23 protein-coding genes and 2 pseudogenes are annotated in these 25,745 nt (G+C 72.8%); 10 read left to right on the top strand and 15 right to left on the bottom strand.

Annotated features, from left to right (window positions below; translation table 11 throughout):
- Nucleotides 1-3: 3 nt before the first annotated feature.
- The 3 genes and pseudogenes from ACZ6KO_RS04800 to ACZ6KO_RS04790 all read right to left on the bottom strand — a co-directional run.
- Nucleotides 4-531, bottom strand: a pseudogene (locus tag ACZ6KO_RS04800) (lysophospholipid acyltransferase family protein); the annotation flags it as partial.
- Nucleotides 528-1,301: a GNAT family N-acetyltransferase gene (locus ACZ6KO_RS04795; RefSeq protein WP_469299963.1), complete on the bottom strand. Its 774-nt coding sequence runs from the start codon at nucleotides 1,299-1,301 to the stop codon at nucleotides 528-530. The pseudogene ACZ6KO_RS04800 and the gene ACZ6KO_RS04795, both read right to left, overlap by 4 nt.
- 256 nt (nucleotides 1,302-1,557) lie before the next feature.
- A complete protein-coding gene (locus ACZ6KO_RS04790) occupies nucleotides 1,558-2,820 on the bottom strand; it encodes an extracellular solute-binding protein (RefSeq protein WP_469299960.1) in 1,263 nt (420 codons plus the stop codon).
- Between the two features lie 200 nt (nucleotides 2,821-3,020).
- Here ACZ6KO_RS04790 and ACZ6KO_RS04785 point away from each other — a divergent pair, with 200 nt between their 5' ends.
- Nucleotides 3,021-3,236, top strand: a complete 216-nt coding sequence (locus ACZ6KO_RS04785) for a dodecin (protein ID WP_401442917.1) — start codon at nucleotides 3,021-3,023, stop codon at nucleotides 3,234-3,236.
- An 18-nt stretch (nucleotides 3,237-3,254) separates the two neighbouring features.
- On the opposite strand, the gene ACZ6KO_RS04780 is transcribed toward ACZ6KO_RS04785, so the two are convergent.
- On the bottom strand, nucleotides 3,255-3,749 hold the full coding sequence (locus tag ACZ6KO_RS04780) for a phosphatase domain-containing protein (protein WP_469299958.1): 495 nt from the start codon (nucleotides 3,747-3,749) through the stop codon (nucleotides 3,255-3,257).
- 53 nt (nucleotides 3,750-3,802) lie between these two features.
- Between ACZ6KO_RS04780 and ACZ6KO_RS04775 the strand changes: the two genes are divergently transcribed.
- Nucleotides 3,803-4,831, top strand: a complete 1,029-nt coding sequence (locus ACZ6KO_RS04775; protein ID WP_469299956.1) for an MsnO8 family LLM class oxidoreductase — start codon at nucleotides 3,803-3,805, stop codon at nucleotides 4,829-4,831.
- Between the two features lie 40 nt (nucleotides 4,832-4,871).
- Here ACZ6KO_RS04775 and ACZ6KO_RS04770 read toward each other — a convergent pair whose 3' ends face one another.
- A complete protein-coding gene (locus ACZ6KO_RS04770; RefSeq protein WP_469299954.1) occupies nucleotides 4,872-5,522 on the bottom strand; it encodes an endonuclease in 651 nt (216 codons plus the stop codon).
- 92 nt (nucleotides 5,523-5,614) lie between these two features.
- Between ACZ6KO_RS04770 and ACZ6KO_RS04765 the strand changes: the two genes are divergently transcribed.
- Nucleotides 5,615-7,999, top strand: a complete 2,385-nt coding sequence (locus tag ACZ6KO_RS04765) for an excinuclease ABC subunit UvrA (RefSeq protein ID WP_469299952.1) — start codon at nucleotides 5,615-5,617, stop codon at nucleotides 7,997-7,999.
- Between the two features lie 14 nt (nucleotides 8,000-8,013).
- On the opposite strand, the gene ACZ6KO_RS04760 is transcribed toward ACZ6KO_RS04765, so the two are convergent.
- From ACZ6KO_RS04760 to ACZ6KO_RS04745, 4 genes are all read right to left on the bottom strand, one after another.
- Nucleotides 8,014-8,655 (bottom strand): hypothetical protein, encoded by a 642-nt coding sequence (locus tag ACZ6KO_RS04760; protein ID WP_469299950.1) that lies wholly within the window; start codon nucleotides 8,653-8,655, stop codon nucleotides 8,014-8,016.
- Between the two features lie 75 nt (nucleotides 8,656-8,730).
- The gene (locus ACZ6KO_RS04755; RefSeq protein ID WP_469299949.1) at nucleotides 8,731-9,477 is read right to left on the bottom strand and encodes a succinate dehydrogenase/fumarate reductase iron-sulfur subunit; all 747 of its coding nucleotides are present in this window, start codon (nucleotides 9,475-9,477) and stop codon (nucleotides 8,731-8,733) included.
- A complete protein-coding gene (locus ACZ6KO_RS04750) occupies nucleotides 9,474-11,423 on the bottom strand; it encodes a fumarate reductase/succinate dehydrogenase flavoprotein subunit (protein ID WP_469299947.1) in 1,950 nt (649 codons plus the stop codon). Before ACZ6KO_RS04750 ends, ACZ6KO_RS04755 begins: the two co-directional genes overlap by 4 nt.
- Before the next feature lie 2 nt (nucleotides 11,424-11,425).
- On the bottom strand, nucleotides 11,426-12,130 hold the full coding sequence (locus tag ACZ6KO_RS04745; protein WP_469299945.1) for a succinate dehydrogenase: 705 nt from the start codon (nucleotides 12,128-12,130) through the stop codon (nucleotides 11,426-11,428).
- A gap of 95 nt (nucleotides 12,131-12,225) precedes the next feature.
- On the opposite strand from ACZ6KO_RS04745, the gene ACZ6KO_RS04740 reads away from it, so the two are divergent.
- The gene (locus ACZ6KO_RS04740; protein ID WP_401442620.1) at nucleotides 12,226-13,104 is read left to right on the top strand and encodes a LysR family transcriptional regulator; all 879 of its coding nucleotides are present in this window, start codon (nucleotides 12,226-12,228) and stop codon (nucleotides 13,102-13,104) included.
- 148 nt (nucleotides 13,105-13,252) lie between these two features.
- Here the strand turns inward: ACZ6KO_RS04740 and ACZ6KO_RS04735 are convergent, their stop codons facing one another.
- Nucleotides 13,253-14,017, bottom strand: a complete 765-nt coding sequence (locus ACZ6KO_RS04735; RefSeq protein ID WP_469299942.1) for an SDR family oxidoreductase — start codon at nucleotides 14,015-14,017, stop codon at nucleotides 13,253-13,255.
- A 95-nt stretch (nucleotides 14,018-14,112) separates the two neighbouring features.
- Here ACZ6KO_RS04735 and ACZ6KO_RS04730 point away from each other — a divergent pair, with 95 nt between their 5' ends.
- Together ACZ6KO_RS04730 and ACZ6KO_RS04725 are read left to right on the top strand one after the other, a co-directional pair.
- On the top strand, nucleotides 14,113-15,060 hold the full coding sequence (locus ACZ6KO_RS04730) for an AraC family transcriptional regulator (RefSeq protein WP_469299940.1): 948 nt from the start codon (nucleotides 14,113-14,115) through the stop codon (nucleotides 15,058-15,060).
- 243 nt (nucleotides 15,061-15,303) lie between these two features.
- A pseudogene (locus tag ACZ6KO_RS04725) lies at nucleotides 15,304-15,703 on the top strand (IS701 family transposase); the annotation flags it as partial.
- Here ACZ6KO_RS04725 and ACZ6KO_RS04720 read toward each other — a convergent pair.
- Together ACZ6KO_RS04720 and ACZ6KO_RS04715 are read right to left on the bottom strand one after the other, a co-directional pair.
- The gene (locus tag ACZ6KO_RS04720) at nucleotides 15,700-16,455 is read right to left on the bottom strand and encodes an ASCH domain-containing protein (RefSeq protein WP_469299938.1); all 756 of its coding nucleotides are present in this window, start codon (nucleotides 16,453-16,455) and stop codon (nucleotides 15,700-15,702) included. The pseudogene ACZ6KO_RS04725 and the gene ACZ6KO_RS04720 overlap by 4 nt on opposite strands.
- 306 nt (nucleotides 16,456-16,761) lie before the next feature.
- Nucleotides 16,762-17,859, bottom strand: a complete 1,098-nt coding sequence (locus ACZ6KO_RS04715) for a DUF2867 domain-containing protein (RefSeq protein ID WP_469299936.1) — start codon at nucleotides 17,857-17,859, stop codon at nucleotides 16,762-16,764.
- Between the two features lie 104 nt (nucleotides 17,860-17,963).
- Here ACZ6KO_RS04715 and ACZ6KO_RS04710 point away from each other — a divergent pair, with 104 nt between their 5' ends.
- Entirely contained in the window at nucleotides 17,964-18,566 is a 603-nt protein-coding gene (locus tag ACZ6KO_RS04710; protein ID WP_469299934.1) for a TetR/AcrR family transcriptional regulator, read from the top strand.
- Nucleotides 18,567-18,743: 177 nt separating this feature from the next.
- Here ACZ6KO_RS04710 and ACZ6KO_RS04705 read toward each other — a convergent pair whose 3' ends face one another.
- Complete coding sequence (locus ACZ6KO_RS04705; RefSeq protein WP_469299932.1) at nucleotides 18,744-19,394, bottom strand: TetR/AcrR family transcriptional regulator; 651 nt, start codon at nucleotides 19,392-19,394, stop codon at nucleotides 18,744-18,746.
- 133 nt (nucleotides 19,395-19,527) lie between these two features.
- Here ACZ6KO_RS04705 and ACZ6KO_RS04700 point away from each other — a divergent pair, with 133 nt between their 5' ends.
- Nucleotides 19,528-20,610, top strand: a complete 1,083-nt coding sequence (locus ACZ6KO_RS04700) for an FAD-dependent monooxygenase (protein WP_469299930.1) — start codon at nucleotides 19,528-19,530, stop codon at nucleotides 20,608-20,610.
- A 69-nt stretch (nucleotides 20,611-20,679) separates the two neighbouring features.
- On the opposite strand, the gene ACZ6KO_RS04695 is transcribed toward ACZ6KO_RS04700, so the two are convergent.
- Nucleotides 20,680-22,812, bottom strand: a complete 2,133-nt coding sequence (locus ACZ6KO_RS04695) for a putative bifunctional diguanylate cyclase/phosphodiesterase (protein ID WP_469301543.1) — start codon at nucleotides 22,810-22,812, stop codon at nucleotides 20,680-20,682.
- An 80-nt stretch (nucleotides 22,813-22,892) separates the two neighbouring features.
- The gene (locus ACZ6KO_RS04690; RefSeq protein ID WP_469299928.1) at nucleotides 22,893-23,714 is read right to left on the bottom strand and encodes an SAM-dependent methyltransferase; all 822 of its coding nucleotides are present in this window, start codon (nucleotides 23,712-23,714) and stop codon (nucleotides 22,893-22,895) included.
- An 856-nt stretch (nucleotides 23,715-24,570) separates the two neighbouring features.
- Here ACZ6KO_RS04690 and ACZ6KO_RS04685 point away from each other — a divergent pair.
- Both ACZ6KO_RS04685 and ACZ6KO_RS04680 read left to right on the top strand, forming a co-directional pair.
- Nucleotides 24,571-24,696, top strand: a complete 126-nt coding sequence (locus ACZ6KO_RS04685) for a hypothetical protein (RefSeq protein WP_401442605.1) — start codon at nucleotides 24,571-24,573, stop codon at nucleotides 24,694-24,696.
- Between the two features lie 55 nt (nucleotides 24,697-24,751).
- Complete coding sequence (locus ACZ6KO_RS04680) at nucleotides 24,752-25,522, top strand: bestrophin-like domain (RefSeq protein WP_469299926.1); 771 nt, start codon at nucleotides 24,752-24,754, stop codon at nucleotides 25,520-25,522.
- The last annotated feature ends 223 nt before the right edge of the window (nucleotides 25,523-25,745 follow it).

The raw sequence follows: 25,745 nt of genomic DNA, 5'->3' as shown, positions 1-25,745 counted from the left end.
GAACCGTCCCTGGGCCCGGCCGCACCAGGTGCTGCCCTCGGGGAAGACGGTGACGCGGTCCCCGGCGAGCAGGGCGGCGGTGAGGGTCTCGACGGTGGCGGGCAGGGCCCGGATGCGGTCGCGGTCGATGAAGAGCGTGCCGGCCCCGGCGGCGAGGCGGCCCAGCACCGGCCAGCGGCCGATCTCGCCCTTGGCCAGCATCCGCGAGGGCATCGCGGCGGCGACCAGCGCGATGTCGAGCCAGGATATGTGGTTGGCCACGATCAGCCGCCCGCCGTCGGGGCCGGGGCTGCCGTGGAAGGTGACGCGGACGCCGAAGGACCGGACCAGTGCGGTGCACCAGGCGCGGATCACGGCGCGGCGGGGGCGGTCCGGCAGCAGCCGGACCGGCGGGGCGCCCAGGAGCCCGAGCAGGACCAGGGCGGCGACGGCGGCCAGCCGCAGGACGGCGTGCGGTACGGAGGCGGCGCGGCCCTCGTGGCCGGCGCACGCCTGCGGCGTACAGGGAGCGGTGGGCAGCCAGACGCTCATGCGGCCGGGGCGAGCGAGAGGAAGTGGCGCAGGTAGCGGGGGTTGGTGCGGCGCAGCGAGAGCAGGACGTACAGGTCGGCGCAGCCGAACTCGACGTCGAGGGCCGGCTCGCCGCAGACCCAGGCGCCCAGCCGCAGGTAGCCGCGCAGCAGCGGGGGCAGCTCGACCCGGTCGGGGAAGGTGATGCCCTGCGGCTGCCAGGGCTGGTGCGGGGTGACCCGGTACTCCTCGGGGGCGAGGTTGCGGGTGAGGACGGTCTCGCGGGTGGCGGCGGCCAGCACGCCGCCGTCGGCCAGCGGTATCGAGCAGCAGCCGGCCAGCCAGTTGTGCCCGGAGCGGTCCATGTAGCGGGCCAGGCCCGCCCAGATCAGCGCGATGACGGCGCCGTTGCGGTGGGCGGGGTGGACGCAGGAGCGGCCGACCTCGACGAGGTCGGGGCGGATCGGGGCCAGCGCCGAGAGGTCGAACTCGCCCTCGGAGTAGAGCCGGCCGGCGACGGCGGCGCGCTCGGGCGGCAGCAGCCGGTAGGTGCCCACGACCTGCTCGGTCTCCTCCTCGACGACGAGGAGGTGGTCGCAGTACGCGTCGAAGGCGTCGCTGTCCAGACCTGGCTCGGGGCCCTCCAGGCGGGCGCCGAGCTCGCCGGCGAAGACCTGGTGGCGCAGCCGCTGGGCCGCGCGCACCTCGTCCTCGTTGCGGGCGAGCCGTACGGCGTACCGGGCGGGGACGTCGGTGAGCGGCTGGACGGGGGAGAGGGGGGCGATGGTCATGGCGGCTCCTGGTCCGGACGTGAAGGCCGGGTCCGGCGTGCGCCGTCCCGACCCTTACGTTTTTCCGTGACCGGCTGGATTCGACATGACCGACCGGCGGCAGTTGGATGTGCGGCTGCTGAATGACCGGATTCGGCGCCCGGGGACCTTGATCACCGACGTGCGGCCGTCGCCGGCCCGCCCTTGATCCACTCCCGCCCGCTCCGGCCCGTGCCCGGTCCGCCCGTGCCCGGCCCGCCCCCGTCCGCCCCGACGCCTAGCGGTCCGAGCTGAGGACCTTGCTGATCGTCTCCGAGGCGGTCCTGGCGGACTGCCGGGGGTCCTGACCGGTCAGCACGGCCGTCATGAACGGCTTGATCGGGTTCTTGCCCTCGAGGTCGGCCCAGCGGGCCGACTTGGGGGTGGCCCGGCCCTGGGCCGCGCCGGGTGCCATCGCGGCGGCGCCCTCGTTGCCCTGGACGACGTGCGCGAGCGTGGTCTTGTTCGGCACGTAGCTCATCGTACGGGCCAGCTCGGTCTGCCACTTCTCGCTCACCAGGGCGGTGATCACGTCCACGGCGGCGGCGCGGTCGCGGGTCCTGGCCGGGATGATGAGGTCGGAGCCGCCGGTGAACACGGCGCCGGGCTTGTCGGAGGTCTTGCCCGGGATCGGGAAGAAGCCCAGCTTGCCCTTGAGCGCGGGGTTGCGCGCCTCGATCTGGGCGGCCTGCCCGGGCGGCGCGATGATCTGGGCGACCTTGCCGCGGGCGAAGACCTCCGCCTGCGGGGGCGTCTCCTCGTCGGCGCCCTTGGGGCCGTCGCCGAGGTTCTGGAGCTTCTTGTAGAACTCCATGCCGGCCAGGGCCTCGTCGCTGTCGAGGGCGCCGATCCACTGCCCGTTGGTCTCGACGGCGAGTTCGCCGCCCTCGTCCCAGACGAAGCCGGCGAGCACGTACCAGTTCTGGCCGGCGAGGTAGATGCCCTGCTGGTCGCCCTTGTCGAGCTTCTGGGTGGCGGCGAGCCACTCCTGGCGGTTGCGGGGCAGGTCCTTGACGCCGGCGGCGGCGAACAGGTCCTTGTGGTAGATGACGACGCGGTTGGCGGCGTACCAAGGGACGCCGAACTGGGCGCCGCCCACGTTGCCGGGGTCGGACAGACCCCTCAGCCAGTCCCTGCCGCCCCACGTGCGCAGGCCCTCCAGGGTGACTTCGGAGATGCCGCCGGTCTCGATGTACTGGGCGACCTGGGTGTTGCCGACCTCGATGACGTCGGCGCTCTCCTTGCTGCTGCCGGAGAGCACTCCGTTGACCTTCTCGCCGATCCCGGTCCACTCCTGGATCTTCACCTCCAGGTCGACACCGGGGTGTTCGCGCTCGAAGGTGCGGGTGAACGCATCGATGAAGTCGTCCGATGCGCTGCCCTTCATGAGCCACAGGGTCACCTTCCGCGTGCCGCCGTCCGAGCCGGCCAGCATGGTGCAGCCGGTCAGGGCGGTGGCGGCCGCAAGGGCGGTGCACAGGGCGAGGAAGCGCATCTTCACGTGGTCACCTTCTGGGGTCGCTCTCGGAGATGGCTTGAAATTGGCATAGACCAATGGGTGGGTCAAGGGTCTTTCGCGCGGGATTGTTCAGACATGAACGACTTATCGGTACGACTCCCACCGGCGTGTTCCACCGCGCGGACCGGGACGTACTGGGGCACCTTTGTACGAGGCACCAGCCCCCACCCTCGGGAGACCGCATGTCCAACCACACCTACCGGGTGACCGAAATCGTCGGCACCTCGCACCAGGGCCTCGACCAGGCCATCCGCAACGGCATCGCCCGGGCGGGCCAGACCCTGCACAATCTGGACTGGTTCGAGGTCACCCAGGTGCGCGGTCACATCGAGAACGGCGAGATCGCGCACTTCCAGGTGGGCCTCAAGGTCGGCTTCCGCCTCGACGGCGACGCCTGAGAGGCGCCGGCCGACGGCTCAGGTGCGGCCCTCCTGCTCCTGGGCCGCCGTCAGCTCCGGCGCCTCGGCGGCCCAGTCGGCGAGCACCGCCGTGAATCCCTCGGCCCGCGCGGCCCGGACCACCAGCTCGTCGTCGTCCACCAGCATCCGCACGTCGCGGTCCCGGGCGAGCCGCCGCAGCACCTCCAGCTTGGTGGTCCTGGCCGGGCGCCGGTCCCGGTCACCGCGCATCCACACCCGCCCCTCGGGCAGTCCGTGCCGGGTGAGCCACTCCAGGGTGTCCGCCCGGCACCGCTCCGGCCGCCCCGTCAGGTAGACGACCTCGCACTCCCCGGCGCTCTCCAGAGCGAGCGCGGTGCCGCGGGCGAGCGGCGGGTCCGCCGGGGCGGCCCCGAAGAAGCCGTTCCAGTCCCGGGGCCGGCGCTCCAGGAAGTGCTGGCGGTGCGCGGTGTCGGCCAGGGTGTTGTCGATGTCGAAGACCGCCAGCGGCGGCCGGTTCCTGCTCTCGCTCATGCGTGTCAGGGTAGGCGGGGGAATCCCGGCCGCCGTGCCGCGTTGACACCTGTGTGATCCAGCGACTCTCGATACTCGACCGGTCCCGTACCCGGCAGGGATACGACGCTCCCCGGGCCCTGCGGGACACGGTGGACCTGGCCCGCCGCGCCGAGGAGCTCGGCTACCACCGTTTCTGGGTCTCGGAGCACCACAGCGTGCCCGGTGTGGCCGGCTCGGCGCCCACCGTGCTGGCCGCCGCCGTCGCCGCGGCCACCCGGCGGATCCGGGTCGGCACGGGCGGGGTGATGCTGCCCAACCACCAGCCGCTGGTGGTCGCCGAGCAGTTCGGCGTACTGGAGTCGCTCTTCCCCGGCCGGATCGACATGGGGCTGGGCCGCTCCGTCGGCTTCACCGGCGGCATCCGGCGGGCCCTGGGCCGGGACACCGGGGACGCCGACCGGTTCGAGGAGCAGCTGGCCGAGCTGCTGGGCTGGCTGGACGGCACGCAGCGGGCCCATCCGCAGGTGCACGCCCACCCGGCCGAGGGGCTGCGCGTCCCGGCGTTCGTGCTGGCCACCGGCGAGGGCGCGGGCATCGCGGCGCGGGCCGGGCTGCCCCTGGTGGTGGGCGACCTGCGCGGGCGCGGCCGGGTCGCCGGGATCGTGGCGGCCTACCGGGAGGAGTTCCGGCCCTCGACGTGGGCCGACGAGCCGTACGTCGTGGTCTCGGGGACGGTCGCGGTCGCGGCGACGACCGAGGCGGCCCGGCGGATCCTGGTACCGGAGGCGTGGTCGCTGGCGTACTCCCGGACGCACGGCAGCTTCCCGCCGCTGCTGCCGGCCGAGGAGGTCGAACGGCTGGCGATGACCGCGAAGGAGCGGGAGCTGTACGAGGGCGCCCTCGCCGGTCATGTCCACGGCACCGAGGAGGAGGTGGCGGCCGAGCTGGCCCGGGTCGCCGAGGTCACCGGGGCGGACGAACTGCTGGTGACGACCTCCACGTACGACCGGGCGGCGCTGCTGGACTCCTTCACGCGCCTCGCCCGCCTCGTGCGCCTCACGCACCCCGCCGGGCCAGGCGGTCCCGCCCCGCGCCCGTGAGCCCCCGGCCCTGCCGGCCGCCGCCCCGCCAGGTCCGGCCCTACCGGCCGCCGCCGCCCCTGAGCCCGGCCGCGGCATCGGGCCCGGCCAGCTCGACCCGGACCAGCGCGGCCGCCAGCCGGGGCAGCTCGGCGTCGTCGACCAGCCGGGCCAGGCCGCGCGGGGTCCGGGGCAGGCCGAGGCCGGCCGCGCCGTCGCAGGCGCGGGCGTCGAAGGCCGGGCGCAGCTCGGGCCACAGCCCCTGGACCTCACGGCAGAAGATCCCCGCACCGACCGGGCCGATCCGGGGCACCTCGCGCAGCAGCTCCCGCACCCGGTCCGGATCCCCGCCGGCCGCCGCGCGCAGCCGCCGCAGATCGCCGCCGTACCGGTCCAGGAGCAGCTCGGCGCCCCTGCCCAGGGCCGTGGACGTGCTCTCGTCGTAGCGCACGTAGTGGGCGCGGCCCAGTGCATCCACCCGGTCCTGCCAGGAGGACGCCGCCATCGCGCGGGGGGTGCGCAGGCCCGCCGCGAACAGCTCGCGGGCCGCCGCCACCGCGAGGTCGGCGCGGATCCGGACGGAGAACAGCACGCACAGGGTGAGCAGCTGGTAGAGCGGCGCCGGCGTGTCGCGCAGCCGGATCCCGGCCTCCTGCGCATGGGTGCGCCCGTACCCGTCCAGCAGCCGTCCGACCAGCGCCCGCGTGTCCATGACCGCTCTCCTCCGCCCCTCCCCCGTCGTCGTCCCCGGTATCGTCCCGGGCTGCGTCTGCCCGCTCCCGCCCACCCCCTAAACTGGGGCGAATGCACCAGTCGCCACCGCCGCATCCCGCCGTCGATCCCTGGATCCGCGTCCGAGGGGCCCGGGAGCACAATCTGCGCGGGGTCGACGTGGACATCCCGCGCGACGCGCTGACCGTGTTCACCGGTGTCTCCGGGTCGGGCAAGAGCTCGCTCGCCTTCGGCACGCTGTACGCCGAGGCACAGCGCCGGTACTTCGAATCGGTGGCGCCGTACGCCCGCCGGCTGATCCACCAGGTCGGGGCGCCGAAGGTGGACGAGGTCAGCGGGCTGCCGCCGGCGGTGTCGCTGGAGCAGCGGCGCTCGGCGCCGGGGTCACGGTCCTCGGTCGGGACGGTCACCATGCTGTCCAACTCGCTGCGGATGCTGTACTCGCGGGCCGGGACGTACCCGCCGGGCGCGCCGCGCCTGGACTCCGACGCCTTCTCACCCAATACGACGGCCGGGGCGTGCCCTTCGTGCCAGGGGATGGGCCGGACGCACCACACCGCTGAGGAACTCCTGGTGCCCGACCCCGCACTGTCGATCCGTCAGGGGGCCGTCGCCGCCTGGCCCGGGGCCTGGCAGGGCAAGAACCTGCGGGACATCCTCGACGCGCTGGGCCACGACGTGGACCGGCCGTGGCGGGAGCTGCCGGCCGAGGACCGCCGGTGGATCCTGTTCACCGAGGAGCAGCCGGTGGTGACGGTGCATCCGGTACGGGACGCGGACCGGATCCAACGCCCTTACCAGGGCACCTATATGAGCGCGCACCGCTATGTGATGCGCACGTTCGCCGACAGCAGGAGTCCGGCGCTGCGGGCGCGCGCCGAGCGGTTCCTGACGACCGCGCCGTGCCCGGTGTGCGCCGGTCGCCGGCTGCGGGCGGAGGCGCTGGCCGTGACCTTCGCGGGGCACACGATCGCGGAGCTGGCGGCGCTGCCGCTGACCGAGCTGGACGCCGTACTGGAGCGGGCGCCGGGCGGGGCGGAGGCGGCCCGGGTGCTCACCGCGGACCTGCGCTCGCGGATCGCGCCGGTGACCGAGCTGGGCCTGGGGTACCTGAGCCTGGACCGGACCGCGCCGACCCTGTCGGCGGGCGAGCTGCAGCGGCTGCGGCTGGCGACGCAGCTGCGGTCGGGACTGTTCGGGGTGGTCTACGTCCTGGACGAGCCGTCGGCGGGGCTGCACCCGGCCGACACGGAGGCGCTGCTGCGCGTACTGGACCGGCTGAAGGCGGCCGGGAACACGGTGTTCGTGGTCGAGCACCACCTGGACGTGGTGCGGCACGCGGACTGGCTGGTGGACGTCGGCCCGCTGGCCGGGGAGCACGGCGGGCAGGTGCTGCACAGCGGGCCGCCGCGGGCACTGGCCGGACGGGCGGAGTCGGCGACGGCCCGCTTCCTCTTCGGCCGTCCGGCCCGGGCGCGGCGGGCGCCGCGCCCGGCGACGGGCTCGGTCCGGCTGACCGGTGTCACGCGCAACAACCTGCGCGGGCTCGACGCCGAGTTCCCGCTGGGGGTGTTCACGGCGGTGACGGGGGTGTCGGGCTCGGGCAAGTCCACGCTGGTGGGGCAGGCGCTGGCGCGGGAGGTGGGCGAGCGGACCGGGGAGGCGGACTTCCCCGTACGGCGGCTGGTGGAGGTCGACCAGAAACCGATCGGGCGGACCCCGCGGTCCAACCTGGCGACGTACACCGGGCTGTTCGACGTGGTGCGCCGGCTGTTCACGGCGGCCCCGCAGGCGCGGGCGCGCGGCTGGAAGGCGGGCCGGTTCTCGTTCAACGTGGCGGGCGGTCGGTGCGAGACCTGCCAGGGCGAGGGGTTCGTGTCGGTGGAGCTGATGTTCCTGCCCAGCACGTACGCGCCGTGCCCGGCGTGCGCGGGCGCGCGCTACAACGAGGAGACGCTCGAGGTCCGGCACGAGGGTCTGAACATCGCCGAGGTCCTGGGCCTGACGGTGGAGGCGGCGGGCGCGTTCTTCGCCGGTGTCCCGGCGGCGGCCCGCAGCCTGCGGGCGCTGGAGGACATCGGGCTGGGCTACCTGCGGCTGGGCCAGCCCGCGACGGAGCTGTCGGGCGGCGAGGCGCAGCGCATCAAGCTGGCGACGGAGCTGCAGCGGATCCGTCGCGACCACACCCTGTACCTGCTGGACGAGCCGACGACCGGACTGCACCCGGCCGACGTGGAGGTCCTGCTGGGGCGGTTGCACGGGCTGGTGGACGCCGGGCACTCGGTGGTGGTCGTCGAGCACGACATGGACGTGGTCGCGGGCGCCGACTGGGTCATCGACCTGGGGCCGGGCGGTGGCGCCGAGGGCGGCAGGGTGGTGGCCGCCGGTCCCCCGGAGGCGGTGGCCCGCACGGCGGGCAGCCGCACGGCCGGCTACCTGGCGGCGGCGCTGCGCTGATCGCCCGATAGCCGCTACGCGTCGCCGGGCAGCAGGCGCTGCGGGTGTTCCCGGAAGGCCCACCGCCCCTGGCTGCGCGTGAACGTCCACACCAGGTCGTGGCGGTCCGGCCAGCCCGAGGGGACGCCGAGGACGCCGTCCGCGCCGAGGGCGTGGACCAGGCGCGGGATGCCGGCGTGCTCCCAGCAGATCAGGACCGGTGCCACGGCGGCCACGGCGGCGTGCGCGAGGGCCTTCTCCTTGCCCACGGCCAGGTCCGTGCGTACCGGCAGGCGCAGCGCCTCGGCCAGGGCGGCCACCGTCTGGCGGGAGCGGGCGGGGCCGCCGGCCGCGAAGAGCGTGGCGGGCCGGGGCAGGGCGGCGGCGCGGGCGGGCGAGAAGAGCCGGGGCAGGACCTCGGCCCGGCGCCAGCCCCGCAGGGCGAGGGAGCCGGGGTCGTCCTCGCCCTCCTCGTCCGCGCCGACGTCCCCGGCGTACGGGTGCTCCGCGTGCCGGATCACCATGATCAGCGCGTCCTTGACGGCGGTCGCCCGCGGGCCCGGCGCCGGACGGCTCCCGTCCTCGTCGGCGGCGCAGCCGGCGGCCAGCGCCAGCGGGGCGAGGGCGGCGAGCACGGTACGGCGCCGTGGTCCGGGCCCGGCGGGTCCATGGGGCATGGGGTCACTGTCGCCCACGCTCCCGGCCCCGCCGGGGTGCGGCACGTCGTACGAGCCGCTGGTCAGCCGATCGGATCAGCGCCCGACCTTGCGGGTGGCACGCAGCCACTCCTTGTTCATGGCGGCGATCGACGGCAGCGGGATGCCCTTGGGGCAGGCGGTCGCGCATTCGCCGGTCAGGGTGCAGCCGCCGAAGCCCTCGTCGTCCATCTGGGCCACCATGTCCAGGACGCGGGTCTCGCGTTCGGGCGAGCCCTGCGGCAGCACATTGAGGTGGTTGACCTTGGCGGAGGTGAACAGCATCGCCGAGCCGTTGGGACAGGCCGCCACGCACGCGCCGCAGCCGATGCACTCGGCGTGCTCGAAGGCGTAGTCCGCGTCGGCCTTGGGGACGGCGGTGGCGTGCGCCTCGGGCGCCGATCCGGTGGGGGCGGTGATGTAGCCGCCGGCCTGGATGATCCGGTCGAACGCGCCGCGGTCGACGACGAGGTCCTTGACGACGGGGAAGGCGGCGGCCCGCCACGGTTCGACGTCGATGGTGTCGCCGTCGGCGAAGGAGCGCATGTGCAGCTGGCAGGTGGTGGTGCGCTCGGGGCCGTGCGCGTCGCCGTTGATGACGAGGCTGCACGCGCCGCAGATGCCCTCGCGGCAGTCGTGGTCGAAGGCGACGGGTTCCTCGCCGCGCAGGATGAGGTCCTCGTTGAGGGTGTCGAGCATCTCCAGGAAGGACATGTCCTCCGAGATGCCGTCGACCTCGTAGGTGGCCATGGCGCCGGGGGCGTCGGCGTTCCGCTGGCGCCAGACGCGCAGGGTGAGCTTCATGCGTAGCTCCGCTGGGTGGGGTGGACGTACTCGAAGACGAGGTCTTCGCGGTGCAGGACGGGGGCGGTGCCGGTGCCGCGGAACTCCCAGGCCGCGGCGTAGGAGAAGACGTCGTCCCGGCGGGCGGCCTCGCCGTCGGGGGTCTGGGACTCCTCCCGGAAGTGGCCGCCGCAGGATTCGGTGCGGTGCAGCGCGTCGAGGCACATCAGCTCGGCGAGTTCGAGGTAGTCGACGACGCGGTTGGCCTTCTCCAGCGACTGGTTGAACTCGGCGCCGCTGCCGGGGACCTTGATCCGGCGCCAGAACTCCTCGCGGATCTGCGGGATGCGGTCGAGTGCCTTGCGCAGGCCCTCGGCGTTGCGGGCCATCCCGCAGTACTCCCACATCAGTTCGCCGATCTCGCGGTGGAAGGAGTCGGGGGTGCGGTCGCCGTCGCCGGCGAGCAGCCGCTCGATGCGGCCGGTGGTCTCGCGGACGGCGGAGACGGCCTCGGGGTGGGTGGCGTCGACCGCTTCGGCGTGCGGGTTGCGGGCGAGGTAGTCGTTGATGGTGGAGGGCAGGACGAAGTAGCCGTCGGCGAGGCCCTGCATGAGGGCGGAGGCACCGAGGCGGTTGGCGCCGTGGTCGGAGAAGTTGGCCTCGCCGATCGCGAACAGGCCGGGCACGGTGGTCTGGAGGTCGTAGTCGACCCACAGCCCGCCCATCGTGTAGTGCACGGCCGGGTAGATCCGCATGGGGACCTCGTACGGGTCCTCCGCCGTGATCCGCTCGTACATCTCGAACAGGTTGCCGTACTTCTCGGCGACCTTGGCCTTGCCCAGGCGGCGGATGGCGTCGGCGAAGTCCAGGTAGACCCCCTGGCCGGCGGGGCCGATGCCGCGGCCCTCGTCGCAGACGTTCTTGGCGGCGCGGGAGGCGATGTCGCGGGGCACCAGGTTGCCGAAGGAGGGGTAGATGCGCTCCAGGTAGTAGTCGCGCTCGTCCTCGGGGATCCGGGCCGGCGGGCGGGTGTCGCCCTTGGCCCGGGGGACCCAGATCCGGCCGTCGTTGCGCAGGGACTCGCTCATCAGGGTGAGCTTGGACTGGTGGTCGCCGGTGCGCGGGATGCACGTGGGGTGGATCTGGGTGAAGCACGGGTTGCCGAAGTACGCGCCGCGCCGGTGGGCCCGCCAGACGGCGGTGGCGTTGGAGTTCATGGCGTTGGTGGAGAGGTAGAAGACGTTCCCGTAGCCGCCGCTGGCCAGGACCACCGCGTCGGCGAAGTACGTGGAGATCTCCCCCGTGATCAGGTCGCGGGCGACGATGCCGCGGGCGCGGCCGTCGACGACGATCAGGTCGAGCATCTCGGTGCGGGCGTGCATCTCGACGTTGCCGGCGGCTATCTGGCGCGACAGGGCCTGGTAGGCGCCCAGCAGCAGCTGCTGGCCGGTCTGGCCGCGGGCGTAGAAGGTGCGGGAGACCTGGACGCCGCCGAAGGAACGGGTGTCCAGCAGGCCGCCGTACTCGCGGGCGAAGGGGACGCCCTGCGCCACGCACTGGTCGATGATCTCGACGGAGATCTGGGCGAGGCGGTGCACGTTGGACTCGCGGGCCCGGAAGTCGCCGCCCTTGACGGTGTCGTAGAACAGGCGGTGGACGGAGTCGCCGTCGTTGCGGTAGTTCTTGGCCGCGTTGATGCCGCCCTGGGCGGCGATGGAGTGCGCGCGGCGCGGGGAGTCGGAGTAGCAGAACTGGACCACGTGGTAGCCCTGTTCGGCGAGGGTGGCGCCGGCCGCGCCGCCGGCGAGGCCGGTACCGACGACGATGACGGTGTGGCCGCGCCGGTTGGCGGGGTTGACGAGCTTGGCCTCGAAGCGGCGGCGGTCCCAGCGCTCGGCGATGGGGCCCGCGGGGGCCTTGGTGTCGGCGATCGGGTCGCCGGTGGTGTAGTGGGCGTACTGGTTCATGGTCAGCTCACGATTCCGGTCATGACGGCGACGGGGACGGAGACGAAGCCCGCGAAGAGGATCAGGGCCAGCGCGTTGGCCACGGCCTTGAGGGCCTTGTCGCGGCGGGCGTTGCCGGCGCCGAGGGTCTGGGCGGCGCTCCAGAAGCCGTGCCGGACGTGCAGGCCGACGGCCACCATCGCCACGATGTAGATGGTGTTGCCGTACCAGGTGGAGAAGGTCGCGAGGACGTTCTCGTACGGATGCCCTTCCCAGGCCCGCTCGTTGACGGTGAGCGTGGTGAGGTCGAGCACGTGCCAGACGATGAACAGGCCGACGATGATCCCGCCCCAGCGCATGGTGCGGGTGGCGTAGCTGGCCCGGCGGCGCTTGTGGGCGTACTTGACCGGGCGGGCCCTGATGTCGCGGCGGCTGAGCTGGTAGGCGGAGACGGCGTGGGCGACGACCGCGGTGAGCAGGACGATGCGGGCCAGCCACAGCCCCCAGTGACTGTGCAGGAACGGTTCGCCCATGTGCCGCAGCCAGTGGGCGTAGCCGTTGAAGTCCTCGGGGCCGAAGAAGACCTTCAGGTTGCCGAGCATGTGCACGACGAGGTACGCGAGCATGATCAGCCCGGACACCGCCATCACGGTCTTCTTGCCGACGGTGGAGTCCCAGAGCGTGCGCGTGATGGACGGCCGTCGGCCCGTCCGCGTTGCCAGAGCCATGCGGAAAACGGTAGGTACGCAGGTCCTGAAAGGTCCAAGACATGGTGGAGCTCATCTTGATAGGCATGGCCTATGAAGGGCGCTAGCCTGGGGGAATGCAGTTCCAGCAGCTCGTGTACTTCGTGGCCGTCGCCGAGACCCGGCACTTCACCCGGGCCGCGGAGCGGGTGCATGTGGCGCAGCCGTCGCTGTCGCAGCAGATCAAGGCGCTGGAGCGGGAGCTGGGGGCGGAGCTGTTCAGCCGGGCCCGGGGGAACGTGGGGCTGACGGACGCGGGCGAGGCGCTGCTGCCCCTGGCCCGCCGGATCCTGGCGGACGCGGACACGGCGCGGCTGGAGGTGCAGGAGCTGGCGCAGCTGCGGCGGGGCCGGGTGCGGCTGGGGGCGACGCCGAGCGTGTGCACGGGCCTGCTGCCGGACGTCCTGCGCGCCTTCCACACGGCTCATCCCGGGGTGGAGCTGCTGATCGAGGAGAGCGGTTCGCTGGACCTCGTACGGGAGCTGGCGCGCGGGGCGCTGGACCTGGCGCTGATCGCGCTCCCGCTGCCGCCGGCGGCGCCCGCGCTGACCACGGTGGAGCTGCTGACGGAGGACCTGGTGGTGGTGTCCTCGGCGGAGCTGCCACCGCCGGGCGGCGGCGGGCCGCTGAGCATCCGGGGGCTGCGGGACGAGCCGATGGTGATGTTCCGGCACGGCTACGACCTGCGGGAACTGACGGTGGCGGCGTGCCGCGCGGAGGGCTTCGAGCCGGCGTTCACGGTGGAGGGCGGCGAGATGGACGCCGTGCTCGGCTTCGTCCGGGCGGGCCTGGGGCTGGCAGTGGTCCCGGCGATGGTGGTGGACACGGCGGGCCCAGGGCTGCGCGCGACGGCGCTGGCGGGCTCACCGCTGCGCCGCACGATCGCCCTGGCCCACCGCACGGACGTGGCCCCGCCCCGGGCGGCGCGCGAGCTGAAGCGGATCCTGGTGGGCTGAGTCCCCCCGCCATCAATATGCGTGGTCCAGCCGAGGTGAGCCGAAGGGCAGCGGGGTGATCTCGGTTTCCTGAGTGCTCGTCGTCACCTCGCGGCCCAGCCGTCGTTGGCGCATCCGCGGCTCAATACTCCCGTGTGACTTCGTGATCTCACACCAGTGCCGCGCCGCCGTCTATCGCGAGCGTGGTGCCGGTGACGTAGGCGTTGGACAAGACGAAGAGATAGGCCGCCGCGGCTTCCTCGGCAGTACCGACACGCCGCGTGAGCAGCTCGGACCCGGCGCCCTGGAGGAAAGCCTCCGGGTCCGCGACACTGCCGTCCCACAGCTCGGTGCGGATCACACCGGGCTGGATCACGTTGACCCGCAGAGGGGCGAGTTCGACGGCGAGTGCCCGCGACAGGGCCTCGATGCCGCCGGTGATACCTGCCGTGAGCGCGGTTCCGGACAGGGGGCGGATCGCGAGGACGCCGGAGCTGAAAGTGATCGAGCCGCCGTCGCGCAGTCGCGGTGCAGCGTACTTGGCGGAGAGGAACGCGCCCCAAAACCGGCGCTCGAAGACGGCCCTGGCCTCCTGCGGGGTGGTGTCGACCAAAGGCTTGATCAGCAGAGATTCGCCCGCGGTGTAGACGAGGTGGTCGAACTCCCCGACCTGCTCGAAGAACGCGGCGATGGCGTTGCCGTCGGCGACGTCCAGGCGGCGGCCTTCGGCCGGCTCGCCCAACCGCTTCGTCGCGGCGTCCACGCGGTCCTGATTGCTGGAGGCGACCACGACATCCGCGCCGGCCGCCGCGGCCTGTTGGGCTACCGCGAAGCCGATGCCGGAGGTTCCACCGATGATCACGATCTTCTTGCCAGCCAGAGACATGGGATCCGTTCCTTCGTCGATGCAGTGCCGGGATTCGGCAACTGCCACGGCAAGAACGTACGCCTCCACATCGAGACGGTGAATGCCTTGAGATCTCGATTCCTTGTCATATCGTCTCGCCATGCAGGCACTAGAGTGGAGCTATGGACATCCTGAGCGACACCCTCGAAGTCCTGCGCACGGGACGCCCGATGGTGACTCGCACCGACGCGCACGCCCCGTGGGCCCTGAAGTTCCAACCCATCTCAGGAGCCGGATTCCACGTGGTCGTGGAAGGACACTGCCACCTGCTGCCACCGCACGGCCCACCGCTCGCGCTCGGACCCGGCGACATCGTGTTCCTGCAGCGCGGCAGCGGACACACCCTGTGCGACGTGCCGAGCCGCGATCCGGTGGACTTCGTACCGGAGCGCGTGGACCGTTCCTCGCCGATCGGCCAGGTCACCGTGGACGGACCGGGGCCGCACACGGTGCTGGTGTGCGGCGCGTACGCGATCGACGTTGATCGCCCGCATCCGCTGTTCAGCGATCTACCGGAGGTCATCCACCTCCCCGCGGTTCCGGGCCGCCACCCGGTGCTGCGCTCGGCGGTCGATCAGCTGTGCGCCGAGTTCCACGCGCCGCAGCCGGGCTCGGACGCGGTCGTCACGGCGCTCATCGATCTGCTGCTGCTGTACATCCTCCGGTCGTGGTACGCAGACCTGCCGAAGGAGCGGACCCGGGGTTGGACGGCCGCGCTGACCGACCCGGCAGTCGCCCCGGCCCTGAAGGCGATCCACGACGATCCCGGCCATCCCTGGACCGTCGAGTCGCTGGGCACCCGCGCCGGGCTGTCCCGCGCGGCGTTCGCCCGCCGCTTCGCCTCGGTGGTCGGCGAGCCGCCGCTGACCTACCTGACCAACTGGCGGATGGCCACCGCGGCGCGGTTGCTGCACCAGTCGCCGGCCCCGCTGAGCACAATCGCGCAACACACGGGGTACACATCGGAGTTCGCCTTCGCCAAGGCCTTCAAACGACACTTCGGGTCGCCGCCGGGGGCCTACCGCAAGCAGGTCAAGACGGCAGGCGACGAACCACGCGGATACAACTGACGGTGAGGGCCAGGACATCACCGCAGCGGTTTGGGCAGCGGTGGTCGCTGCCGATCCCGGCCTCGCGGTGGCCCCGATGTGGTGGAGCGCCGGGCGGATCGTGTCCAAGAACCCGAGCGTCGACCAGGCCATGGCTCGGATTGCTGTCCGGGACCGAGCGCAAGAACTGCTGGCAGCTGGCGGAGCACGCCGGCCATAGCCGTCCCGGTCCGATGCAGCGGCTGCTGCATCGGCACTGACGTGCACCGCCACCTGCTGATTCGCCGCAATCCCAGCACCGGCGAGCTCGCCTTCTACCTGTGCTGGTCGCCCCGGATCGTGCCGCCGCTCGGAGCTCGTGCGCGTCGCCGGCACTCGCTGGTGCATCGAAGAGTGCTTCCAGGCGGCAGTCGACGACGCGAGGCCGACCAGACGTGCGGATCCGAACCGCCCGGCCCGAAGCGGAGATCCGGTCGACCTGGCCGTCCCGGAGGTCCGCCGCCTGATCGGCGCACTGTTCAGCCCGCCGATCACAGCCCTGAAGGCACTCCTGAACTGTTCGAACTGGCGCAGAAGCCACCAAGCTTCGGCACGTCGCAGCCATGACCGGCAGCGGCTCTCCGCCCCCCAGCGCGTAGACCACGAAGTCACACTGGAGTATTAAGCGGCGCCCTTCTTGTCGTTGGTCTGGAAGGTGATGACGTCGACTTCGTCGGTTCCCGCCAGATCTGGGTAGTGGCCCTTGAGGCCTTCCCGGAGTTCGGCTGCGGTCGTCAGCCCCTCAGCTTGGGCGTCCCGGTCGGTGAGGTCACTGACCAAGCAGTGCCTGATGCCGGTCACCTCTGCCGACAGGACGACTTCCGGGTCGCTTTCGAACACCAGCCGTGCCGGGCCGAGCTGCGCCGGGTCCCGGAAGCGGGTGGTCTTGGTCTTGGCGCCGGAACGGACGACTTCGAGGTAGCGGGGGTTGAACCGAATGATCGGGGGACCGGCCGTCTCGGGGTCCTGGTAGAGCGAGGGGTCGAGTCCGTTCATGCCCGCCTCCGGGGTCCATCGCTGAGCCAGCGGCATCAGGTCGGCGGCGAGCACGGACCTGAGCCCCGCGGGGGTGGGCACGATGACGCGCATGGTGGAGTAGTAGTCCACGAAGACCTGCCGATCGCGCCCGCAGGGGCCGATGACCCCGCGCCCGTGGTTTCCCACGGCGACGATGCAGCGCATCTGGCGGGCGCCCTGGGCCCGCGCAGCTCCCAGAGCCACGAGTTCGGCGCAGGGCCCGCCGGTGAAGTGGTAGAGGTTCACGCCGGCGAACATCCGGTAGTCGGCGGCCATGACCGCGGCGCCCACCGTGTGGATCCCCTCTTCGTCGGGCCCGGCGTCGGTATGCGCGTCTATGGTGCGGCGTGCCAGCTCCACGAGCTCACGCTCGTCATCATCGAGAGCTCGTGCAGATGACGGGACGTACACCTTTTGACCTTCCCTTCCGTCAGCAGTCGCCCAAGATCATTCCACGCCACGCAGGCGGGCTCCACAGGGTTTCGGCTTGCCTTGGCCGGCCCCTTGGAGGAGAACATCGTCAGAGGCCGTCCGCTGGAAGACGAAGCGCGCTGTCGTAGGGACCCACGCCGCCTCCTCCGCCCACCTGGTGGTCCGGCCTGGTCCGGTCCCTCCCGGGGTCGCCGACGGTGTGGCGGGGGGCGCGGGCCTCCGAACGGGGCCCGGCTATCGCCGGGCGGCTCGCAGGGCCGTCTCGGTGTCGCGCAGGAGTCCGGGGGCGAGGCTGCGGTGGACCGCGGCGAGCGGCGGCCACCAGACGCGGCCGAAGGGCCGGCGGTAGTGCAGGAAGGTGGCCAGCGACACGCGTCCCGGGGGTGTGCTGATGAGGAGGTTGCCGGCCAGGAACCAGGAGGCGGCCTCGAGGCGGATCCAGTCCTCACCGCGGTCGGCGATCCGCCATCCGGCGACGGTGTCCGGCGACGGCCCCCGGCCGAGGCGCATGCCGAGCAGGCCGCGCCAGATCAGCCGTTCGCCGGGGGTGGGAACGTCTCCGAACATCGCCCGGGCCCACCGCTCCGGCGTCGCGGTCGCGTCGGTGGCGAGGGTGAACAGGTCGGCGTAGTCGATGGCGGGCAACGAACCGAGCGCGAGGACGGACGGGGGGATCTCGTGCGTTCCGACCGCGCGCGCGACCGCGCGCCCGACCCCACGCTCGGCCTCGCCGGCGGCCGGCGGACGCGGAAGGTCGCGCTCACGCCATGCGCGTTCCCACTGCCGGGTCAGTGCCGGATAGACGATGAGGTGGCGCAGCGGCCTGATGGCGGCCAGGTAGAGCCGTCCGCGCAGGCCATTGGGTTTGACCAGGACCGCCATCCGCAGCTCGTGTTCACCACGGTCGGTCGGCACCCACCCGAGGTGCATGACCGCGTGAACGGTCTTGTTCGCCAGCTCTTCGGCCGATTCGTCGCCCAGGCTGTAGACCGGGGTGAAGGGGCCGCCGTCGGCGACCGCGCCGTCGGTGGCGTCGCGGAGGTCGTGCGGCAGGCGCTCGCGCAGCGAGCGCACCCGCAGCGTGGCGCCCGCCTCGGCTTTGTCCCACCCGAGGAGCGCACCGAGCCTGCGGCGCACGGCGAACAGGAACCGGGACAGCCCCGGCTGCTGCTCGGGCCTGCCGTTCGCGTCGATCGCGGCGCACATCGCGGGGAAGTCGTCCGGGCCGGCACCCGGGGTACGGAAGGCCCACACGTCTTCCAGCCGGAAGTCGCGGGTGAGTTCGTGGATCCGCCACGGCCGGCCGGTGTGCTCTGCGTCAGGGACCTTCATTCCATCACTCCATCGCTGCATCCGATATACGGTGGCGTATAGGACGAGGCTAGGCTGTATATACGGTTGCGTATATACGACCGCGAGGTGAGGCAGGACACACTGTGGGCGCAACCCGCACTCCGCGCGAGAGATGGATCGAGGAGGGGCTCCAGGCGCTGTCCGACGGCGGCCCGGACGCCGTCCGCATCGAAGCGCTGGCCAAACGCCTGGGCGTCACCAAGGGCGGTTTCTACGGCTACTTCGCCGACCGCGAGGCGCTCCTCGAAGCAATGCTGGACACCTGGGAGCGGGAGAGCACCGACGACGTGCTCCAGCGCATCGAGGAGGAGGGCGGCGACCCGAAGACCAAGATCCGCCGCGCGGGCGCGCTCACCCTCTCGGACGACCGCCTGCTCCCCATCGACCTGGCGGTCCGCGACTGGGCGAGACGCGATGCGGCGGTCGCCGAACGGCTGCGGCGGGTCGACAACCAGCGCATGGCCCTGCTCCGGGACATGATCGGCACGTTCTGCTCCGACTCCGACGAGATCGAAGCCCGCAGCCTTCTCGCGTTCTGCGCGGCGATCGGCGCACACTTCCTCGCCGCCGACCACGGCGGCCGCACCCGCGCCCAGGTCCTCGCCCGCGCCGCCGACCTGCTGCTCGACATCACGCACTCGGAGCCCGCGCCGCACGCGCGGGGAGGAGGGGACGGGCGAGGCTGAGGGACGGCCCTGCACCCTCACCCCTCACGGCCCGTCATGACCCCTGATGGCCCCCCATGGGCGGGCCGGCCGTACGCGCTCGTCGCCGCCCCGGCACCGGGCCGCCGCGGCACCGGGCCGCCGCGACTCGGCCGGGCAGGCGGCCGGGCAGGCGACCGGGCGGGCGACCGTACGGATTCAGGACGGGCGTATCGGGAGGACGCCGTCGAGGCCGGTGGCCAGCATGGCGAAGGCACGGTCGGCGTCGGCGAGCGCGTCCGGCAGGGCCTCGGCGGCACTCGCACCGGCGGCCATGCGGGCCCAGTTCGCCAGACCCAGCTCATGGCGGGCCGCCACCAGGTGCACGGCGGACAGGCGCGCGGTGAACGCGGGGACGCCCTCCGCCTCCAGGACCTCGGCGAGCAGCTCCACCTCTCGCTCGGTGTAGTGGGCCACGCGGGCACGCAGGCTGTCGGTGCCGTACAGCAGCCGCATGAAGTCCACGATGTCGGGCAGGTCCGACAGCCCCGTGGCGGGGTCGTGCGCGGCCAGCGCTGCCGTGTAGTGCGCGTGCACGGCGCCGACCGGGGTCAGTCCGGCCGGACGCTCCCGCACCACCCGGGCGGCCTCGTCCTGATGGTCGGCGAACCGGTCCAGGACCAGGTCCTCCTTGCTGGGGAAGTACCGGAACAGGGTCGGCTTCGAGACCTCCGCCGCGGCGGCGACGTCCGCCACCGAGACCGCGTCGAAGCCGTGCTCCAGGAACAGCTCCAGCGCGGTGGCGGCCAGGTGGCGGCGGGTACGCAGTTTCTTGCTCTCCCGCAGGCCCGGGGTGTTCGTCGTCTCCATTGTCTCCAGCGTAGCAGAAATTAGTTCCCCGGTTAATTTTGTGACCGGGTTGCTTTTTCTGGCGGCGGGTGCTCTCCTTGATGCATCGCACCGGGCCGGTGAGGGCCGGCCCGACGAGGAGGGGGAGTCCGTCATGAACGACGTACTGCACGACGCGGTGGACGACGCGGTGGACGACGTGGTGATCGTGGGCGCCGGACCGACCGGCCTGACGCTCGCCTGTGACCTGGCCCTGCGGGGCCTGAGGCCGAGGGTCCTGGACCGCCGCGAGGCGCCGCACCGGGAATCGCGCGGCAAGACGCTGCGACCGGGCGCCCTCGAGGTGTTCGAGCGGTTCGGGGTCGCCGACCGGATCACCGCGATCGGCCGCTCGCACCTGGTCCTGCGCAAGTACTTCGACGGCGCGCACGCCGCGGACACTCCCGTCGAGGGCCTGTGTCTGATCGGCCAGTGGCAGGTGGAGGAGGTGCTGCGCGAGCGGCTGGCCGTGCTGGGTGTCCGGGTCGAGTTCGGGGCCGAGGTCACCGGGATCGGCCAGGACCCGGACGGGGTGAGCACGGCCCTGGCCGACGGCCGCTCGCTGCGGTCCGGGTACCTGGCCGGGTGCGACGGCGGGCGCAGCACGGTGCGCAAGCTGCTGGGCATCCCCTTCGAGGGGCACGGCGGGGGCGAGCAGTCCATGGTGGTCGGCGATGTCCGGGCGCCCGGCCTGAGCCGGGAGTACTGGCACCAGTGGTTCACCTCCGACGGCGACGCCATGCTGCTCTGCCCGATACCGGGCACCGACTCCTTCCAGCTCCAGGCCTCACCCGAGGCCGACGCCGAGGGCCGTCCGCTGCCGCCGTCGCCGGAGGGTTTCCAGCGGCTGTTCGACCGCCATGCCCGGATGCCGGGCATCCGCCTGGCGGACGCCACCTGGCTGTCGACCTGGCGGGCCAACGTCCGGATGGCCGGCCGGATGCGCGAGGGCCGTGCCTTCCTCGCCGGCGACGCGGCGCACGTCCACCCGATAGCCGGCGGCTTCGGCATGAACACCGGCATCGAGGACGCCGCCGCCCTGGGCCGCGCCCTGGGCGGCGAGACCTCCCTGGAGGCCTACGAGGCCGACCGCCTCCCGGCCGCGGCGCACCTGCTGGCCCACACCAGCGCGCGGATGGAGCGCGTGGTGGCGGCGGTGGCGACACCGGGCATGGGCGTCGAGGCCGGGCTGGACTGAAGCGGGCCCGAAGCACGGGCTCCGCCCTGCCGGCCTGGGAGCCCGAACCGCGGGCGCGGCCCTGCCGGCCTAGGAAGGGGAATCCGAGAGGGACAGGGCGTGGATGCGGTCCGCGGCGCCGGGGCGGGCGTAGTACCAGCCCTGAGCCGTGTCGCAGCCGAGGGCGCGCAGCTGGGCGGCCTGGGCCCCGGTCTCCACACCCTCGACCGTGACGGCGAGTTCGAGACTGTGGGCCAGGGCCACGATGCCCTCGACGATCTTCACGTCCACGGGGTCGGCGGGCTGCTGCTGCATACCGCGGGTGAAGGAGCGGTCCAGTTTCAGCACGCTGACGGGCAGGCGGCGCAGGTTGGCCAGGTTGGAGTAGCCGGTGCCGAAGTCGTCGAGAGCGATGTCCACGCCCAGGGCGGCGAGTCGGCGCAGCGGTTCCAGGAGTTCGTCGTCGGCGCCTATCAGCGCGGACTCGGTGACCTCCAGGCACAGGGAGCCCGGTTCGAGACCGGACTTCTCCAGGACCGCCACCGTGTCCGCGACCAGGCCGGGGTGGTGCAGCTGCATCGGGGAGAGGTTGACGTTGATGCGCAGGGGGCCGCCGTGCTCGCGCTGCCAGTTGCGGGCCTGGCGGACCGCCTCCTCCAGCACCCAGCGGCCCAGCGGCACGATCAGGCCGGTCCGCTCGGCGAGCGGGATGAAGCGGTCCGGGCCCAGCACCCCGTACTGCGGGTGGGACCAGCGCACCAGCGCCTCCGCGCCGTAGACGCTGCCGTCGTGCATGTCGACCAGGGGCTGGTACTCGACGAAGAACTCGCCGCGTTCCAGGGCTCCGGGCAGCGCGTTGGTCAGCCCGTGGCGGGTGATCGCGCGGGCGTCGGCCTCGGCGTCGGCGAACTCGAAGCGGTTGCCGCCCGCCGCCTTGGCCCGGTACATGGTGATGTCGGCGCTGCGCAGCACCTCGGCCGCGGTGCGCTCGCCGGCCGGGCCCTCGACGATGCCGATGCTGCCGCGCACGGTCAGCTCGCGGCCCTCCAGGCGGATCGGTGCGGCGAGCGCGCCGAGGATGCGCATCGCCAGCTCGGTCACCTTGTCTTCGGTGTCCGGGCCGGTGGTCAGGGCCACGAACTCGTCGCCGCCGAGCCGGGCGACGACCTCACCGGGGCCCGTCGCGCAGCTCTGCAGCCGGTCGGCGACCTCCACCAGCAGCCGGTCCCCCGCCGAGTGGCCGAGGCTGTCGTTGACCGCCTTGAAGCCGTCGAGGTCCAGGTAGCACAGCCCGAAGCGGGAGCCGGGGTCGACGGGGGCGGCGCTGCCGATGGCCTTCTCCAGCCGTTCGAAGAACAGCGTCCGGTTGGGCAGGCCGGTGAGCGCGTCGTGGGTGGCCTCGTAGCGCAGCCGGAGGTTCAGCAGCCGCCGTTCGGTGGTGTCCTCCATCAGGGCCAGCTGATACTGCGGGCGGCCGTCCGCGTCGCGCAGCAGCGACACCGTCAGGTTGGTCCACAGGACGGTGCCGTCGTGCCGGTAGTACGGCTTCTCGGCCCGGTAGTGCTCACGCTCGCCGCGCACCAGCTCGCCGTACATCCGCCAGACGTTCGGGGCGTCGTCCGGGTGTCCCCACTCGCTGACGTTGCGGCCCCGGACGTGGCCGTCGAGCCCGCCGAACATCTGCAGCAGCGCGTCGTTGACCTCCAGGATGTTGCCCTCGAGGTCGGCGATGCCGATCCCGACGGCGGCGCCCTCGAAGACCGCGCGGAAACGCTCCTCGCTGGCGTGCAGTGCCTCCTGGGCGTCGGTGCGCGCGGTCAGCGTGGAGCGCGCGATGGCCTCCTGCTCCCGCAGGGTGCGATCGCGCAGGGCGCGGGCGAACCCGGCCGCGATGCCGTGCTGGAGGCGGGCACAGCGGGCCCGGTAGTCCTCGGAGTCCTCCGGGCCCGCGCCGTCGGGCCCGCAGTAGAGCACCAGGTAGGAGTCGACCACGCCGAGCGTGCCGGCGAGGGCCTCGGGGTCGGTGCAGTGCACGGCGACGAGTTCGCCGCCGACCCGCTGGCCCACGGCGGGGTCGAACGGCCGGGCGTGCAGGGCCTCGCACAGGGTGCGGGCCAGCGGCACCAGGTGCCGCTCGAACTCGGGCCGGGTCAGCGAGGTGGCGGTGACCGGGAAGATGGCGCGGCTCCAGATGGTCGCGAAGCGCCCGATCCGGTCCTCCAGGTCCGCCGGCGGCGACTCGGCCGCCGGCGCCTGGGCCGCCGGTGCCTTCTGTGGCGTCTGCGCCGTCTGTGCCGGGATTCTCACGCCTTGCGTCCCACTCCTGCGAAGCCGGAGAAAGCGTAGGGATCCTCGGCGGGATCGACGTCGCCCGTGCCGTCCGGCCGCCAGCTCGGCATCGGGACCAGGCCCGGTTCGACCATCTCGAAGCCGTCGAAGAAGCGGGCGATCTCCGTGCCGGTGCGCATGACGAGCGGGTTGCGGATGTCACGGTAGACGCCGACGGCGCCGCCGGCGGTCTCCTGGGAGACCGGGATGCCCTCGTAGGAGGCGTGGGTGAGGATCAGCAGACTCCCGGGGGCCAGCGCGTCGCGCAGCTCGGCGACGGCGGCGTACGGCTCGTCGGCGTCCTCCAGGAAGTGCAGGACCGCCACGAGCAGCAGGGCGACGGGGCGGCTGAAGTCCAGCAGGCGCACGGCCTCGGGGCTGTTCAGCACGGACCGCGGCTTGCGCAGGTCGGCCGCGGCGATCCCGCTGTTGTCGTCACCGGCCAGTACCGCCCGGCTGTGGGCGACGGCGACGGGGTCGTGGTCGACGTAGACCACGCGCGCGCGGTCCGTCTCCGCCTGGGCGATCTCGTGGACGTTGCCGAACGTGGGAATGCCGGAGCCGATGTCGAGGAACTGGGTGACGCCCTCGGCGACGGCGTGCCGCACGGCACGGCGCATGAATGCCCGGTTGGCCTGCATGATCTTGGGCAGTCCGGGGAGGAATTCCATGGCCCTGCGGGCCGCCTGGCGGTCGACCTCGAAATTGTGCGAGCCGCCCAGGTAGTAATCATAGATCCGCGACACGCTCGGCACCGATATGTCGATGCCTGGCGGGGCCCAGGCGGGGCGCTCCATCAAGGTCTCCAAGCCGTAGTCATCTGCGGTCGGACGGGTGTCCGAGCCGAATGTACTGATCATTCCTCAACGGGGCGAGCAAAAGCGGAAATTGGCGATCCGTTCTTCGTCACACACCAAAGGCAGGCGCCCGCCCCGCCGCCCGGTTTGGCCGAAACCGACAAATCCCTTTTGGGATTTGAACGGCACGGGAGCGGAACCGCTGCATCTCTGGCTCAAACCTCTCTCGACACAACATCGCCCGTTCGGGCGAACCGCTGCCGCACGCGGCGTGCGCGAGCGCGCTCCGGCCCATGATCCCCGCGTGAACAGAGCCTGTGCCAGGCACTTACTGGCGTTACCGGTCCTGCTGTGGGCAGCGCTGTCCGCGGTGCCCGCCGTGGCCGATAGCTGCGCCTACGCGACGATCGACTCCGGCGCCGGGGGCAGCTCCACCACCCTGGTGGCCGCCGCCGGAGGCGGCGTCCGGTGGGGCGGCCATGGTGGCGGACGTCACGGCAACCCCCGCCATCAGGAGGGCCGTCACCACGGCGGTCACCGGCCCTGCCCGCCGCCTCCCCCGCCGTGCCCCACGCCCCCGCCGAAGCCGACGCCCAAGCCCACACCGAAGCCGACGCCGCCGGCCCCGAAGCCGACCCCGGCACCGCCGAAACCCACACCCACGCCCCCGCCGCCGAAACCCGCGCCGAAGCCGCCACCGCCGAAGCCGGCGCCCGAACCGCCGCAACCCGCCGCTCCCCCGCCGGCCGCGGCCAGGCCCGCGCCCGCCCCGGCGCCCCGGGTCCACCGGGCCCCGGCACCGCCGCCCCCCGCGCCGGCGGCCACCCCGGCACCGCCCGCCCCGTCGAAGAAGCCGGTGGCCCGTCCCGCGTACCGCGCGGAGCACCGCAAACCGGCGGAACACCACATCTCACCGGTCACCTTCACCCTGCTCACCGCGGCCCCCGCGATCGTGGCCGTCGTCGCGCTGCGCCCGCGCTAGGCCCCTGTTTCTCGGCCGCCCGTTGCCCGCCGCCCACCCGCCCCTTGGAGCTCCCTTGTCGGAATGGCTGGTCCTGACCCTCGCGATGGCCGCGGCCTGCGCCGTGGTGCTCTCCATCGTCTTCCTCCGCCACCGCCGGATCGGTGAGGACGACGACCCCAGCGAGACCCCGGACGTCATCGAGTACATGACGATGATGATCGGCGTGATCTACGCGATCGTGCTGGGCCTGGCCATCGCGGGCGTCTGGGAGGCCCGCGGGGCCGCCCAGGAGTACGTGCGCCAGGAGGCCCAGGCCCTGCACGAGGTGCACGCCCGCGCCCAGGCCTACCCGCCCGAGGTGCGGGCGAAGATCCGCGGCGACGTCGACGCGTACGTGTCGTACGTGGTCACCGAGGAGTGGAAGGCGATGGCCGAGCACGGTGCCGTCACACCGCGGGGCACCGAGCTGCTGGAACGTATCCGCCGGGACGTGACCGACTACGAGCCGCAGACCGACCACGAGGGGCAGGCCTACCAGCCCCTGGTGGACCAGGTGGGCGCCGCCGACGACGCCCGCAGCGCGCGGGCGGGCAGCGCCGGCGACACCATGCCCGGAGTGGTGTGGTTCGGCCTGATCACCGGCGCGCTGGTGACGGTCGGCATGATCTTCGCCCTGCAGATCCGGCGCTCGTTCCGGGAGCTGCTGCTGGCCGGGCTGTTCAGCGCGCTCATCGCGTTCCTGCTGTTCCTGATCTGGGACTTCGACGCGCCCTTCGGCCGGGGCATCGCCGCCACCGCCGAACCCTTCTTCCACCACTTCCCGCAGGCGGCGCCGGGCGACTGAGGGCCGGCGCCGTGCGGCGGCGCGGCACGCCGCCGCACGGCGCCGGCCGGCCGGCCGGTAAACCGGGGACGGGCCCCGCGTCCCCGGTTCGGCCCACACGTATGCCCCATTCGCCCGCTCCTGATCGCGGGTCACCCCCGGCCGCCCTAGCGTGGCCGTGATCGAGGAGCACGACCCCCCACGTGCGGAAACGGTTCCGCAGCTGCCCCTCGGGGATCCGGAG

The organism is Streptomyces sp. NPDC042102, assembly GCF_055582305.1.
This window is presented reverse-complemented; position numbering and strand designations above follow the sequence as displayed.